The 14,080-nt window shown below is 45.0% G+C and carries 13 protein-coding genes; 6 read left to right on the top strand and 7 right to left on the bottom strand.

From position 1 onward, the window contains the following. Positions 1 to 86: 86 nt before the first annotated feature. Positions 87 to 1,586, top strand: coding sequence for a UvrD-helicase domain-containing protein (locus AAEY79_RS06655; protein WP_350588139.1), 1,500 nt, complete (start codon positions 87 to 89; stop codon positions 1,584 to 1,586). Between the two features lie 64 nt (positions 1,587 to 1,650). Further along, positions 1,651 to 2,670, top strand: coding sequence for a tRNA-dihydrouridine synthase family protein (locus AAEY79_RS06650; RefSeq protein WP_350588138.1), 1,020 nt, complete (start codon positions 1,651 to 1,653; stop codon positions 2,668 to 2,670). A gap of 47 nt (positions 2,671 to 2,717) precedes the next feature. On the opposite strand, the gene AAEY79_RS06645 is transcribed toward AAEY79_RS06650, so the two are convergent. After that, positions 2,718 to 3,143 (bottom strand): MAPEG family protein, encoded by a 426-nt coding sequence (locus tag AAEY79_RS06645; protein WP_025651511.1) that lies wholly within the window; start codon positions 3,141 to 3,143, stop codon positions 2,718 to 2,720. A 14-nt stretch (positions 3,144 to 3,157) separates the two neighbouring features. Then, a complete protein-coding gene (locus AAEY79_RS06640; RefSeq protein ID WP_025651510.1) occupies positions 3,158 to 3,571 on the bottom strand; it encodes an OsmC family protein in 414 nt (137 codons plus the stop codon). Positions 3,572 to 4,083: 512 nt separating this feature from the next. Here AAEY79_RS06640 and AAEY79_RS06635 point away from each other — a divergent pair. Beyond that, positions 4,084 to 4,605 carry an RNA pyrophosphohydrolase gene (locus AAEY79_RS06635; RefSeq protein ID WP_350588137.1) on the top strand — a complete coding sequence of 174 codons (522 nt, stop codon included), beginning with the start codon at positions 4,084 to 4,086 and terminating at the stop codon, positions 4,603 to 4,605. Positions 4,606 to 4,756: 151 nt separating this feature from the next. On the opposite strand, the gene AAEY79_RS06630 is transcribed toward AAEY79_RS06635, so the two are convergent. The 4 genes from AAEY79_RS06630 to AAEY79_RS06615 all read right to left on the bottom strand — a co-directional run bounded on the left by AAEY79_RS06630 (position 4,757) and on the right by AAEY79_RS06615 (position 9,215). Beyond that, positions 4,757 to 5,122 carry a zinc-binding dehydrogenase gene (locus AAEY79_RS06630; protein WP_350588136.1) on the bottom strand — a complete coding sequence of 122 codons (366 nt, stop codon included), beginning with the start codon at positions 5,120 to 5,122 and terminating at the stop codon, positions 4,757 to 4,759. Between the two features lie 58 nt (positions 5,123 to 5,180). After that, positions 5,181 to 5,882 (bottom strand): alcohol dehydrogenase catalytic domain-containing protein, encoded by a 702-nt coding sequence (locus tag AAEY79_RS06625; protein ID WP_350588135.1) that lies wholly within the window; start codon positions 5,880 to 5,882, stop codon positions 5,181 to 5,183. 406 nt (positions 5,883 to 6,288) lie between these two features. Then, on the bottom strand, positions 6,289 to 7,107 hold the full coding sequence (locus AAEY79_RS06620; protein ID WP_201578317.1) for an NRDE family protein: 819 nt from the start codon (positions 7,105 to 7,107) through the stop codon (positions 6,289 to 6,291). Between the two features lie 476 nt (positions 7,108 to 7,583). After that, on the bottom strand, positions 7,584 to 9,215 hold the full coding sequence (locus AAEY79_RS06615; RefSeq protein WP_352287742.1) for a DUF4139 domain-containing protein: 1,632 nt from the start codon (positions 9,213 to 9,215) through the stop codon (positions 7,584 to 7,586). Positions 9,216 to 9,518: 303 nt separating this feature from the next. Between AAEY79_RS06615 and lgt the strand changes: the two genes are divergently transcribed. The 3 genes from lgt (at position 9,519) to AAEY79_RS06600 (ending at position 12,018) form a co-directional block, all read left to right on the top strand. Further along, positions 9,519 to 10,403, top strand: coding sequence for a prolipoprotein diacylglyceryl transferase (gene lgt / locus AAEY79_RS06610; RefSeq protein WP_201576911.1), 885 nt, complete (start codon positions 9,519 to 9,521; stop codon positions 10,401 to 10,403). A 91-nt stretch (positions 10,404 to 10,494) separates the two neighbouring features. Further along, on the top strand, positions 10,495 to 11,382 hold the full coding sequence (locus AAEY79_RS06605) for a thymidylate synthase (protein WP_201582815.1): 888 nt from the start codon (positions 10,495 to 10,497) through the stop codon (positions 11,380 to 11,382). Positions 11,383 to 11,445: 63 nt separating this feature from the next. Then, entirely contained in the window at positions 11,446 to 12,018 is a 573-nt protein-coding gene (locus AAEY79_RS06600; protein ID WP_101211429.1) for a dihydrofolate reductase, read from the top strand. A gap of 84 nt (positions 12,019 to 12,102) precedes the next feature. On the opposite strand, the gene uvrC is transcribed toward AAEY79_RS06600, so the two are convergent. Beyond that, positions 12,103 to 13,947, bottom strand: coding sequence for an excinuclease ABC subunit UvrC (uvrC, locus tag AAEY79_RS06595; RefSeq protein WP_352287737.1), 1,845 nt, complete (start codon positions 13,945 to 13,947; stop codon positions 12,103 to 12,105). Between the last annotated feature and the right edge of the window lie 133 nt (positions 13,948 to 14,080).

Raw genomic sequence — 14,080 nt, 5'->3', positions numbered from 1 at the left:
TCATTGTCCGCCAGCCATTGTTTATCCAGTGGCTTTTTTTACCCCCATGGTTTTTACTCACTTTTAGTCTTTTAGGTAGTTTTATTATGTCCGCATCTATGCCAGCTTATATGAGCGATCCCACTGATGAGCAGCTGAGCGCGCTTAATATGGCAATGGATCACAAGTCATTTAAAGTGGTCGCTTATGCAGGCGCAGGTAAAACAACGACGCTCAAATTAATCGGTGAACGCTTACGTGGGCGCGGCTTATATCTAGCCTTTAACAAGGCGATTGCCAACGATGCGCGGCAAAAATTCCCAGGTCACGTGGATTGCCGTACCTTTCACTCACTCGCCTATCGTCATGTCGCCCGTGATATTACCGCCAAACTGTCGTTGCCACGCTTTTCACCCAAACGTCTGGGTGATGATTTAGGCTTACAACCGGTGCAAGTACGTCGGCAAATGGATGGGGTTAATAAATATATCACCCTCACGCCAGCACGCTTGTCGCGCTTCGTTAGTGATGCGGTGAACAATTTTTGTAGTACGCATGCCAGTTATCCTGCACCACGGCATATTGAATTTCCAAGTTGGCTCGATGATTCTGATGCCGAGCAGCTGCGCGAGATGCTCTACCCTGCCGTTGAGCAACGCTGGCTACAATCGATTGATGCGCGCCATCCGGCTGGTATTGGGCATGATATCTATCTTAAATTATGGGCATTATCGAAGCCCAGTATTCCTGCGGATTTCATCTTGTTTGATGAAGCGCAAGATGCCGACCCCTTAATGATGGGGATTTTGACCCAGCAGCCACGGCAGGTGATTTATGTCGGCGACGCCCATCAGCAGATTTATGAGTGGCGCGGCGCGATCAATGCGATGAAAAAGCTGCCATTGCCGCAGACCTTGTTGACGCAGTCGTTTCGCTTTGGTGAACCGATTGCTGAGATTGCCAATACTTTGCTCAAAGCCTTGCAAGAAGACGTACCGTTAAAAGGCAACCCCAATAAGCAGTCTTCTACCGAAAAAGGCATGGCACACAGTAAAAAAGATGCCATCCTATGTCGTACCAATGCTGCTGCGATGTCGCAGCTATTGACTGGACTTAAACTCGGTCACCGGGTGGCACTACAAGCGGATACCGATCGTATGCTTAAGTTCTGTCAGGCAGCCGAAAATTTAAAGAATGGTAAATCGGCGTATGGCGTCCCTGAACTGGCATATTTTTATAATTGGGGTGACGTACAAGAATATTCTGAAACCAACGAAGGCAGTGACTTAAAAACTCTGGTTAAATTGGTCGACGACCATGGGACTAATGTACTCAGCCAAGCCGTGAATAGCCTATCCAGTATTGAAAATGCCGATTATGTCATCTCAACCGCGCATAAAGCGAAAGGTCTTGAATGGGGCAAAGTACAGCTCGATGATGATTTTTATTATGATGTGACCACCAATGCGGTCAAGATAAGCCCAGAAGAATTGCGTTTGCTCTATGTTGCTTGCACACGTGCGCAAAGCAATTTGGACATCCATCATATCAAAGACTTGATATCAGGATTGCAGACGGGTAAAAAAGTGATTTTTGGCAATACTTAATGTTGCTCGAGCTCACACTTTATCGCCTTTGTCATTCTCAATTTATAATGTTGACTCTCCGATCATGAATCATAATCAGCAACTTCAGACACGCCAAAACACCATACAACAGTTATTTGCCAATCCCGTTCGCCTGCTCGCGCCAATGGAAGGCTTGACCGATCCATTAATGCGGCAAATTTTGACACAGATTGCCACAGACTTGGGTCGTCCTTATGATTGGTCAGTGAGTGAATTTATTCGCGTCACCCAAACTGTCTTGCCCGCGCATGTGTTTTATAAGTACGTGCCAGAGCTGCATTATGATGCCAAAACTGCATCCGGTACGCCGATTCATATTCAGCTACTCGGTAGTGACGCGCAGTTGATGGCTGACAATGCCGCTTATGCTGCCGAGCTTGGGGCGCCGGCCATTGATATTAACTTTGGTTGTCCGGCTAAAACGGTAAATAGCCATCGTGGTGGCTCAGTGCTGCTTGATGAACCTGAAGTCATGTACGAGATAATCAACACAGTAAGAACAGCAGTACCTAGCGATATTCCTGTATCCGCAAAGATTCGCTTGGGCTATACCGACACCAGTCGCATGGATGATATTCGCAGTGCGATTGAAGACAGTGGTGCTGATTGGCTAACCATTCATGCACGGACAAAAACCCAAGGTTATAAACCGCCAGCCTATTGGGATAAAATCCAAAACTTTTATAACTTAGATATTCCCGTCATTGCCAATGGTGAAATATGGAACGCCGAGCATGCACAGAATTGTATGACGCAAGCGGGGACCAATCATTTGATGTTAGGTCGCGGCGCGGTTACTCGTCCCGATTTGATTGCGCAGGTTGATGGCCATAATAATGATGCAGAAACATTGACCGCCTTAGTCTGGGAAGATTTAATCGTGCATCAGATTAAGTTCTTAGAAGGTGCCGCAAAAAGCGATGTGGTATTGGTCGGACGTTATAAGCAGTGGTTAGCGATGCTCACCAAAGGCTATAGCGAGGCAAAGATATTGTGGGACCGTATAAAGCGAGAAAAAAATAAAGCAGCTATTATTAGCGCACTACGAATGAGTGTCCGATAATAATACCTGCCTTTATTCTAAACTGGTCTTTCGATAAAAAACGAACGCTAGACGCTTACCCGAATGGCCAGATAAAAAAGCATCAAACAACAGGCAATTGATAATACCCAAAGTATCGAGCGAAACGTTGCCAAATTAGTAATATATGCCACGCAATAGCCAACCCTAATCAGCACATAAAGCCAAGCCAGCGTGTTGATAATTGATTGCGGTACAAAGAACAACATCGCCACCAATACCGCTGCCAAAAATACGGGTAATGTCTCATAGCTGTTTTGCTGAGCGGCATTAGCACGTGCTGCTGCGCCAGTCGTACTGTGTAAAAAGTCACGCGGATGCGCATTGTCAGCCAAGTTAAAGCCACCAATGGCTTTCGCAGTCAGTGCCATAGCGAGTGGTAACAGACTTGCCACCACCATCGCCCAAATCGCTGACGCTGCGGTATTAGGGATCAACCCAAAGAGTGCATTCATTAGTCTATTTGCCCCTACCCTGCAATCACTTCAAAATCATGGGTAATATTCACCCCACCTTGTACCAACATTCTACTGGCCGAGCAGTATTTTTCTGCTGATAAATGAATCGCCTTTTCAACTTGCTTATCTTTGATATCTTGACCAGTCACCACAAAGTGCATATGAATATCAGTATATACCGCTGGGACGGTTTCAGCACGCTGAGCTGTCAGCTCACAACGCACGTCTGTCACTGCTTGACGTGACTTTTGTAAAATCGCTACCACATCGTAGCTCGCACAACCACCTAGCCCTAGTAGGATTAGCTCCATGGGACTGGAACCCTTCTCTTTATCGGCATCGATTTGAACGTTATGTCCCGATGGGGACACGCCCATAAAGGCTTTATTTTCTTGCCACGTAACGCTTGCTTTTGACTCTGACATGTTAGATTACCCTTATTTTAATGTGTGATTTAAACGTTTTTTATTGGCTGAATATTTTATTTTTGCTTGAGATTAGCCCACTTACCATTTAGGGTTCAGATTGAGGACACGCCCTAGTGTAGCATAAGCTAAAACGAGATTTTAAAAAGCCACTGTCTTAGATTATTACCCTGAGCGTTTGATGAGTCTATTTTTGAGTGTTCACTTTGGTTAGTGAGATTTATCGTTCTGCTCTGAATATGCTTTTTTAAATATAACTTATATTTATCGTTATGGCGTCTAAAACTTACCTACAAAAATCCATTTATAACTGTCTGATTTTAAAGGGTTAAACTCGTGAAACATTTTATAGCAAAATACTGTTACACATTTGGGTTGTTTCTTGGTTTAATAACGGTAATGAATCTTATTTTTACCTGATATTGATAACTGTCACCCTATAATAATTATGATTGCTATCGTTGTGTCATGTTGAAATAAGCTATTTTTAGACAAATTAAAAAGGGTTAGTCATGATAGATGCAGACGGCTTTCGCGCCAATGTCGGCATCATCTTGGCAAATACACAAGGGCAAGTTCTGTGGGCAAAACGTATTGGTCACAACGCTTGGCAGTTTCCTCAAGGCGGTATCGACCGCGGGGAGACGCCGATGGATGCAATGTATCGCGAGCTCTGGGAAGAGGTCGGTTTACATCCGCGTCATGTAGATTTATTGGCAGTCACGCAAGATTGGTTGCGTTATCGGCTGCCGAAACGCTATGTGCGTCATGGACAGCACCCTTTGTGTATTGGGCAAAAACAAAAGTGGTTTTTGCTGCGCTTAGATGAGCCAAATACTCAACATATCCGCTTTGATGAGGGAAAACCGGAATTTGACCATTGGCAATGGGTCAGCTACTGGTATCCACTCGGACAAGTGATTCACTTTAAACGCGGGGTATACCGTCGTGCTTTGCAAGAGCTGGCACGTGAATTACCGCTTAAACAAGAACTGATTATCCCTGAGCATACCAACCATTTGCTTCTTACCTAGCCTCTGGTTTATTGTTTGTTTGTTAGTGAATATAAAAAATCCTGCATCTATTATGGATGCAGGATTTTTTATATTTAAAATAGCTAGGGCGTGTCCTCAATTCAACTGATAACAATCTAAATGGTGATGAAAATGAGGACACGCCCTAGATTTATGGTTTGATGGCAACCTTTAGTACGCCATCACGTTGATGCATAAATAAGTCATAGGCTGCAACAATATCGTCTAGCGCGTAGGTATGTGTGACCATCTCAGATAAATCGACACGCCCTGACTCCACCACATTTAATAGACGACGCATCCGTTCTTTACCACCCGGGCACAAGGCGGTGCGGATAGTATGATCACCAAGACCTGCTGCAAAGTGTGACATGGGGATGCTTAAGTCTTCTGAATAAACGCCAAGGCTTGATAGCGTACCGCCTGGTTTTAAAATTTTCAGACATTGTTCAAAGGTAGATTGTAAGCCCAATGCTTCGATACTGCTATCAACCCCGCGACCCGCAGTAATTTTCATAATCTCGTCAACGATATCCACTTCGTTAAAATTGAGGGTAATATCGGCCCCCAGTTTCTTAGACGAGGGTAATATCGGCCCCCAGTTTCTTAGACATCGCTAAGCGCTCGTTATTGCCATCAATAGCGATAATGGTAGACGCCCCTCTCAGCTTGGCACCAGCAGAGGCGCACAATCCAATTGGACCTTGCGCAAATACAGCCACGATATCGCCAATTTTGATATTGGCATTTTCAGCACCCTTAAAACCAGTAGACATGATGTCTGGGCACATCAGCACTTGCTCATCAGTCAGCCCATTAGGCACAGGCGCTAGGTTGGCCTGCGCATCGGGTACTAAAACGTATTCGGCTTGCGTGCCATCGATGATATTACCGAAGCGCCATCCGCCAGTCGCTTTATAACCATGACAAGGACAAGTCCCGTCTGGCCCGATGTAACCACCATCTTGTGAAGGAAAGCCATCTTGGCTGGCATAAGAAGTAAAACTTGGGCAAATCGCGCCAGCAATCACTCGTTGACCTTCTTCATAACCCATCACCGCACTACCGAGCTTTTCGATAATACCGACTGGCTCATGACCAATGGTCAACCCTTGAGCAACGGGATACTCACCCTTAAAAATATGAATATCGGTGCCGCAAATGGTCGTTGTAGTGATTTTTATAAGAGCGTCATTGGGCCCAACATCGGGAATTTTCTTCTCTGCAATTTCAATTTTACCTGGCGCAACAAATATTAGTGATTTCATCATACTCATGTCACACTCCTTGTTTTGACACTGTTTTCACACTTATTTGATTCATACTAGGGCGTGTCTTCATTTCAAAAATGGTGATAAAAATGAGATCAATTGCCGTCAAACAAGAAAAATAGCGTAGATAATATCGGGATATTAACCAGCTATTTGACAATGTTTGGCAAGGTTTATCCATTTTTAGCCCATCTAGATGAGTATTGAGTGAATTGAAAACACGCCCTGGCTGTCATTTAATAGTCAGTAATTGCATTAGATACTAGCAGTAAATTCTAAGCCCCTACTCAGTGAGTGTAAGCCATAAGCGCGACACTTTAAAGCAAAAACCACAATTACTTTAGGGTTTTTAAAATTGCCTACTGGTTCGTGTGAGAACAAGGGTGCATATGACTGAAAATAAGTGATTGTTTTATTCACCAACTGCTGAGTGTGGGTACTCGCGACTGACAATCTGAGCTGTAAAATTTGAGCCTTTATCCTCATCACGCAACGTTAAGATACTTTGAGTGCGAGTGCCATAAGTTGGTACGTTCTTAGCACTATCGCCAAAAGCGACAGGCTCGATGTAAATAGAAGACAAGGTTTGCTCAATCTCATTGGTCATGCCAGTATCTGGCAGCTTGTCCGCTGGTGCTTTGATATTATCTGACAGCACCTCAAAGGCCGCCTGTTGCCAGTATGCAGGTGAGCTATTCTCAGCAATCAAGGGCAATACTTCTTGCCGCAGTCTGCCACGTAGGCGCTCAGTTTTGAACCAGCTATCCTCTGGCTGACCGTTAGAGATAACGTGCAATCCTGCATGTAAGGGCGTGGGAGCATGACCACGATTATTAACGAGGACCGCTTGGGTCGCATCACCTATAATTAAATTGAAGCCAGCATAGTCTTGCAAACTGATTTGCCGTGCAAACTCTATTGGGCTTAGCGTACTGGTCAAGAAATCGGTGACCAGTTCACCACGTGAGCGTTCGTCATTACTTGCCTGCACGCCATCGCGAAAGTTCAATACCGCTGCCCAACGTCCGTTTTGCTCATATAAATCGTCATATGACTTTTGATAGATACCTAACCAAGTGCCGCCGCTTTGTTTATCGCGTCCGGCATAGATAGGTTTATCAGCCCATTGATGTAACGGCTCGGTTGGGCGCTGCAAAAACTCATCGCGATTGGATAATAAAACCAAAGGCAGCTCATCAAATAATTGCCAAGCAATGGCGACGATACACATAGCATTCCTTTTATATGATTATTATATAATCGTTCCGATATCAAAAAGGGTCGTTCAAAATAGCGTCCTGCTGGTATAAATTTTCCTAGCTTGCTGTGCGCTTCGCACTCCAGAGGCTTCAAAAAATTTATCCTAACAGCACTCCCATCGGTATTATATTGTTTTCAATTGAATCGATTATATAGGGTCTGATGAACATTCAAGTGTGGCACTGGCAGTGGCTATTTTTTAGACAATACGCAGTGAAATTTTTGACGACTAGTCGTTCTAGGTTAGATAATTTCGCCATGTATTGGCAAAAAATAGCCCTGCCCTGAAAGGCTGATACTAAAATCATCCCAAACGTTGTTGTAAACCTAGCTAAGGTCTCGACATTATCGTCGGTTTACGCCTGATTTGATAAAAGGTTTGGGACGATTTTAGTATCAGCAGTCCTACTATTTGAATGTTCAACAGACCCTAGTTCTTATTTAGCATTAATTGGTGTTTAACTGCTTATCAGCCGGATAGCTAATTTGATAAGTAGACTGCATCACTTGCGACTGTTTACTCGGCAAATCAAACTCCCAAGCGACCATACCTTTATTGTCATTCCAGTCTTTTTGGCTCACTGCTGGGGTGTGCGTCGCAGTGACCTTAATACTGTCATCACTGCTAACCGGCTCACTACCCAAGACTTGTAAATGCACGCTACGATTGTGCTGATTGGTGAACTGATAGGCTTGGATGGTCGTTCTGGTTTGCTGACGATTAAACACGCCTTTATCACCTTGTTTGTCTTCATCAGTGAGTTGCTTGACCAGCATACTGGGATCGATGCCAAAACCAATACCCTGCTCTTTTAGATTCTGGTAGCTATAGCGCGATTGCCCGACATAGTTGTCATCACGGTACAATTGCAAAGAGCCATCGACCCAAGCCGGAGTCAAAAACGGTGCGGATGCGTACCAGTAGCCAGCGGCTTCCACACTCGGGGTACTACGAATCCACAGCTTGCTACTGCCTGATTGCTCATCAATAACCGTCCGTACCCGCCTGCCATCACTTGGAATACTAATACGCTGCGGCAGTCGATATTCGGTGATGCCGTTTTTATTCTGACTGCTCACGCTAAAGCTCGGTAGCGGTGGCATCTCTGCAGCCCCTGCTCCGCCATAGCTATCACTACCTACAACAACGACTGGAGCAGACTCCATCATAGGCTGTGCATAGCGTGACAATTTACTATTTGGCTGTTCTTCATATAATGACAAGCGCTCGACTCTTGGTAGTTGGCTGGTCGTGGTTTGAGTGGGATTAACTGAGCTTAATACCAAAGGAATCTTTAGCCAATTCTCCCCTGTTTGCTGGGCAATAACGGCAGAGGCGATGATGTTTAATTGTTTGCTCTCCGTGTTGAGACGTGCTTGATAGGTCGGCTCCCAACTGGCGCCGCGCACTTGATAATGCAGCTTGACGCTGCTTGGCGAACGACTTGCGACGCGCACACTCACTTGCGTCACACTATCCTGTGCTTGAGTTGTACTGCCAGCCATCAGCTGGTTCAGCGTATCTTGCGCGCGCGCTTGGCGCTGCTGAATATTCAAAATTCTTTTATTGATACTGGTCGCTTGCGTCTCTACCTCACGCGCATTATCGGCAAGGCTACCATGTGTACTCATTTGCGTGACCTTGGTAAGGTTTTGCAAGTAGGCTTTTGCTAAGCGTGCCGCCTCTAACTCCGCATTAATCGCGTCCAAATTATTCTGCTGCGTCTGTACGTTGGCATCACCTTGATATTGACACTGTGCCGCTTGTTCAGCGCTTAAGGTTTCGATGCTGACTTCGCCAATATTAACGTCATTAGCCGCTTGCACACTCAGGCTGTCTTTATCGATATAAGGGGATAAACAAGAAAAAACCAGCGTTTGCTCGCCACTATTAGTAATGGGTAACGCACGGGTGACACTGGCTAAGCCTTGATAAATCGTCACTTGCTCAATACTGCTATTGGCTGCCTGAGCAGGAGTCACACTTAAAGCCGCTATGCCAAATAAACTCAGCGACATTAACCGCGTTTTAGCAATCAACTTAGATGATATTGCCACTTTGGATAAATCAGCTTGCATAATCATTCCTTAAAAGTACGTTTAATCCATTAATAGGTTTCATTAGCGCAAGCCCATGCTCTGTAACGCTTTATTAAACATGATGCTATATTTATTATAATCGTTATTCTAAGCATTATTTCTTAAAGCACTTTTCTAAAGGAGCTTTTTTATATCTTAGCGGTTTTCTATCTTTCTTTCTAGATGTTACCAGTAGCAGATAAGTTGTTACGATGGGATTCGCCTAATAGTAATTTGGTATGCCTAACAAACTATTTTTGCTATTATGACCCACATTCTATTATCAATAATAATGATATCCTTATGATGATTCATCCGCAATATGACCCTGTCGCGCTGTCCTTGGGTCCGGTAGAAGTACACTGGTACGGACTGATGTATTTATTGGCCTTTGCCGCGGCGTTCGGTCTAGCATGGTATCGCAGTACCAAACGCGACAGTTGGACCACCGATATGGTCTCTGATTTGGTCTTTTATGGCGCGCTTGGTGTCATTTTAGGTGGTCGGATCGGTTATGTGTTGTTTTATCAGTTCGGCGAGCTGTTGCAAAATCCGGCGTACCTTCTCAAGGTTTGGGAAGGCGGTATGTCATTCCACGGTGGTTTCATCGGCGTGATGCTCGGTATGTGGTTCTTCGCCCGTAAATATAAGAAGACACCTTTTCAAGTCTTTGACTTTATCGTTCCTTGTGTACCGACGGGCTTACTGTTCGGTCGCATCGGCAACTATATCAATGGGGAGCTGTGGGGCCGTGTCTCTGATGGCGGCTATAACTGGCTGACGTATTTCCCGCAAGCGGCCGCCTTTGATATGCAGCAATTACAGACCAATCCTGAGCTACAAGAATTGATGCTTGAGGTAAATGGACAGTATTTATTGCCGCGCCACCCCTCGCAGTTATACGAAGCGTTGGCAGAAGGACTGCTATTGTTCCTTTTCTTATGGTGGTATTCATCGAAGCCGCGCCCGCGTATGTCTGCGACGGCTGTATTCTTGTTGGGTTATGGTATTAGCCGCTTTATCATCGAATTCTTCCGCCAGCCAGATGCTGACCAAGGGTTTGTGTTGTTGGGTTGGATGACCAAAGGTCAAATACTCAGCGCACCGATGATTATTGCAGGCTTCATCCTACTGATTTATGCTTACAAACGCGGTATCTATGACTGGGGTAAGCAAGCGGCTTATTAAGCATTATTTTGTATAAAGCAGTACTTTGCCCCAAAAACCCTGTTAATCACTATATCAATGATGCGTTTTAGCAGCGTAGAAGAGTAACTTTATGAGCACTAGCAACTCCATTAGTCACCACAAGCAGAGTAAAAATGAGCAAGCCTACTTGGATTTGCTGCGTCAGGTTATGAGTGAAGGCACTGAAAAAGGCGATCGTACCGGTACTGGTACGCTAAGTCACTTTGGCGCGCAACTGCGTTTTGACTTAGCATCAGGATTCCCATTATTAACCACCAAAAAAGTCCACTTCAAATCTATCGTTTATGAGCTATTATGGTTTTTAAGCGGTAGTACTCACGTTGATTACTTACAAGCAAATGGCGTGCGTATTTGGAATGAATGGGCAACGGCTGAGCAGACGGCGCGCTTTAAGCGTCCTGCTGGGGATTTAGGGCCCGTTTATGGTCATCAGTGGCGCAATTATGGCGCGAGTAAGCGTGACGATGGCAGCTATAATAACGATGGTGTCGATCAAATCACCCAAGTCGTTGAGCAAATCAAGACCAATCCCAATTCACGACGCTTGATCGTCTCCGGCTGGAATCCCGGTGAAGCAGAGCAAGTCGCTTTGCCACCTTGTCACACACTATTTCAGTTCTTTGTCGCGGACAATAAACTGTCCTGCCAGCTCTATCAGCGCTCAGCGGATTTATTCCTCGGTGTGCCGTTCAATATCGCTAGCTATGCGCTGTTGACCCATATGGTCGCGCAAGTTTGCGGACTAGAGGTTGGTGAGTTTATCTGGACGGGTGGCGATTGTCATATTTACCAAAACCACCGTGAGCAAGTCGAGCTGCAACTGACACGTGAGCTCTATACGCTTCCAACATTAACACTTAGCCCTGATGTTAATGATATTTTTGCTTTTAAATATGAAGATATTAGCGTCGATAGCTACGAGTCGCATCCTGCTATCAAAGCAAAGGTTGCTGTATAGCATTTGTCTGACTAAATATTTTAAATAAGAATAGCATTTTATAGATAATAAAAAGGATACGTTATGAGTTATGCCCACACTGAAGTCGCCCAAGTTGCTGCTATCAGTAGCAATCGTTGTATCGGTAAAGACAATGCACTGCCGTGGCATATCTCAGCAGACTTGCAGCACTTTAAAAAAATGACGACCAAAGATAACGATGGCGCTATTCAAGGTATCGTCATTATGGGGCGTAAGACTTTTGAGTCAATGGGCAGCAAGCCGTTGCCAAAGCGGGTAAGCTTTATCATCAGCACTCAGATGGATTATGCTGATCAACAAGGCCTTGTGGGCAAAAACAACGCTTATGTCGTACATAATTTAGATGATGCCTTAACGCAGGCGGCAAGTCTGGCACATGGTGCGCACCTTGATACGATTTGGGTCATTGGCGGTGAGCGGGTATTTAAAGAAGCGATGATGTATACCGATCGCATTGAGCTGACTCATGTAGATACCGAAATCGCTGATGGTGAAGCCTTTTATCCTAAAATACCAAATGACTTTACAGTGGCAGAAGAGTCTGAGCAGATGCACGATGAAAAGAGTGATTTAGATTTTAGATTTGTGACTTATAAAATAAAAGCTGCTGAATAACTGTCGCTCACTCATTAGAAATGATTGAAAAATTGGGGCTGTCTTAGATATTTCTAGGACAGCCCTTTTTTACGATCAATCAGATTACTCATGCAATACTTTATAAACCGTTTTCGCCAAAATGGGACCAATCCCCTGCACACCTGCCAGCTCTTGTTGTGATGCTCCAAGCAATTGCTGCATTCCGCCAAAGTGATTCAGCAAGTCACGACGACGCTTTTCACCAAGCCCCGGTATGACCTCTAGCACTGATGATGAACGGCGCTTATCACGCTTCTTACGGTGCGCTGTGATGGCAAAACGATGGGCTTCATCACGAACGTGCATCAATAAATGCAACGCCTTGCTATCCATTGGCAAATCAAGCGGCTCATGATCGATAAAGTGCAATACTTCAAGTCCGGCCTTACGCCCCTCACCTTTTGCCACACTAATGAGCAGCGTATCATTAAGAATACCCAACTCGGTCAATACCTCTTTAGCGATGCCAAGTTGACCTTTACCACCATCAATCAGCAATAAATCAGGCAGCGGCTGCTTCTTATAACGCCGTGTCAGCACTTGCTTCATCGCGGCATAGTCATCGCCACCGACAATATCATGGATGGCATACTGACGATAATCACGGCGACGTGATCCACCTTGGTCAAAGACAACGCAGCTACCGATGGTCGCCTCACCCATCGTATGCGAGATATCAAAGCATTCAATTCTATCAATCGTTCGCTCAGTGACATCGGCCAATACGTCTTTCAATGCGCCAAAGCGCGAATGCAGCTCTAAATAATCACCCAACTTAGTCTTAAGCGCATTATTCGTGTTCAATTTTGCCAAATCTAACCATTCGGCACGATGTTCACGTACGTTGGTTTTGATGACGACTTTGCTACCAAAATGCGTTGCCAGTGCTTCACTAACTGCCGTCTGATCGGGTAGCTCATGACTGAGTATAATTTCTGCTGGCAAGTCATCCGTCACCTGAAAGTAGAACGAGGTAATAAAGGCAGATAAATTATCAGCAAGCGGCTCGCTACTATCGACGTCAGGAAAATAGTTCTTACCGCCAAGCACACGCCCGCCACGGACGGTCAGTACGTTGACACAGGTCATGCCTGCCTGACTGGCAATAGCAATCACATCGGCCTCGCCCTGCACAGTATAAACGGCTTGCTTAGCTTGGACTTCACGCAGCATAGACAGCTGGTCACGATAAAAGACCGCCTTTTCAAAGTCTAATTCTTCGGCGGCACCTTCCATCTTTTCAATCAAAGCACTATGAATGTCGCTAGAGTCGCCTTTGAGAAAGCGAATGGTGTTATTCACATCCTCTGCATATTCTTCTGGCGATACCAAGCCCACGCAGGGCGCACGGCAACGCTTAATCTGATACTCAAGACAAGGGCGCTTACGTTGCTTGAAAAAGGTATTGGTACATTGGCGCATCTGAAACATTTTTTGCATCAAAACCAATGTCTCTTTTGCCGCGTGAGCAGAGGGAAAAGGCCCAAAGAAGCGACCTTTTTGATGATTGCCTTTGCCACGACCATAAGCCAATCTCGGATAAGGCTTGTCCGCCGAAATAAACACATACAGATAAGATTTGTCATCACGCAGTAGCACGTTATAAGGTGGGCGATACTCTTTAATCAGGTTTTGCTCGAGCAGTAACGCCTCAGTCTCACTACGGGTAATAATGGTCTCAATGTTATGAATCCGCGCCACCAATGCCCGTGTTTTTGGGTGGTCAATCGTCTTAGCGAAGTAGCTGTTGACGCGGCTTTTAAGCGATTTGGCTTTACCGACATATAAAATATCGCCATTCTTACCCAGCATTTTATAAACACCTGGCAAATTTGGCAGGCGCTGAATCAAATGCTTTAGACGGGCTTTTTTATCATCGACGGGACTTGTTTCTGAGACGGTTACCATAGAATTTATTGCTCTCAAGATACTGATATATAGCTGTTTATGGGGCGATAGCGAAAGTTTTGCAAGGCAACTATCAGTGTAACGTCAGACAGAAAAAAAGCCAGCACCAAGCTGACTTTTTCTATAGTTTAAA

This window comes from Psychrobacter sp. GW64-MNA-CIBAN-0177 (assembly GCF_040309585.1).
GTDB lineage: Bacteria > Pseudomonadota > Gammaproteobacteria > Pseudomonadales > Moraxellaceae > Psychrobacter > Psychrobacter okhotskensis.
Note: the sequence above shows the minus strand (reverse complement) of the source record. Positions and strands in the feature narration are given on the sequence as shown.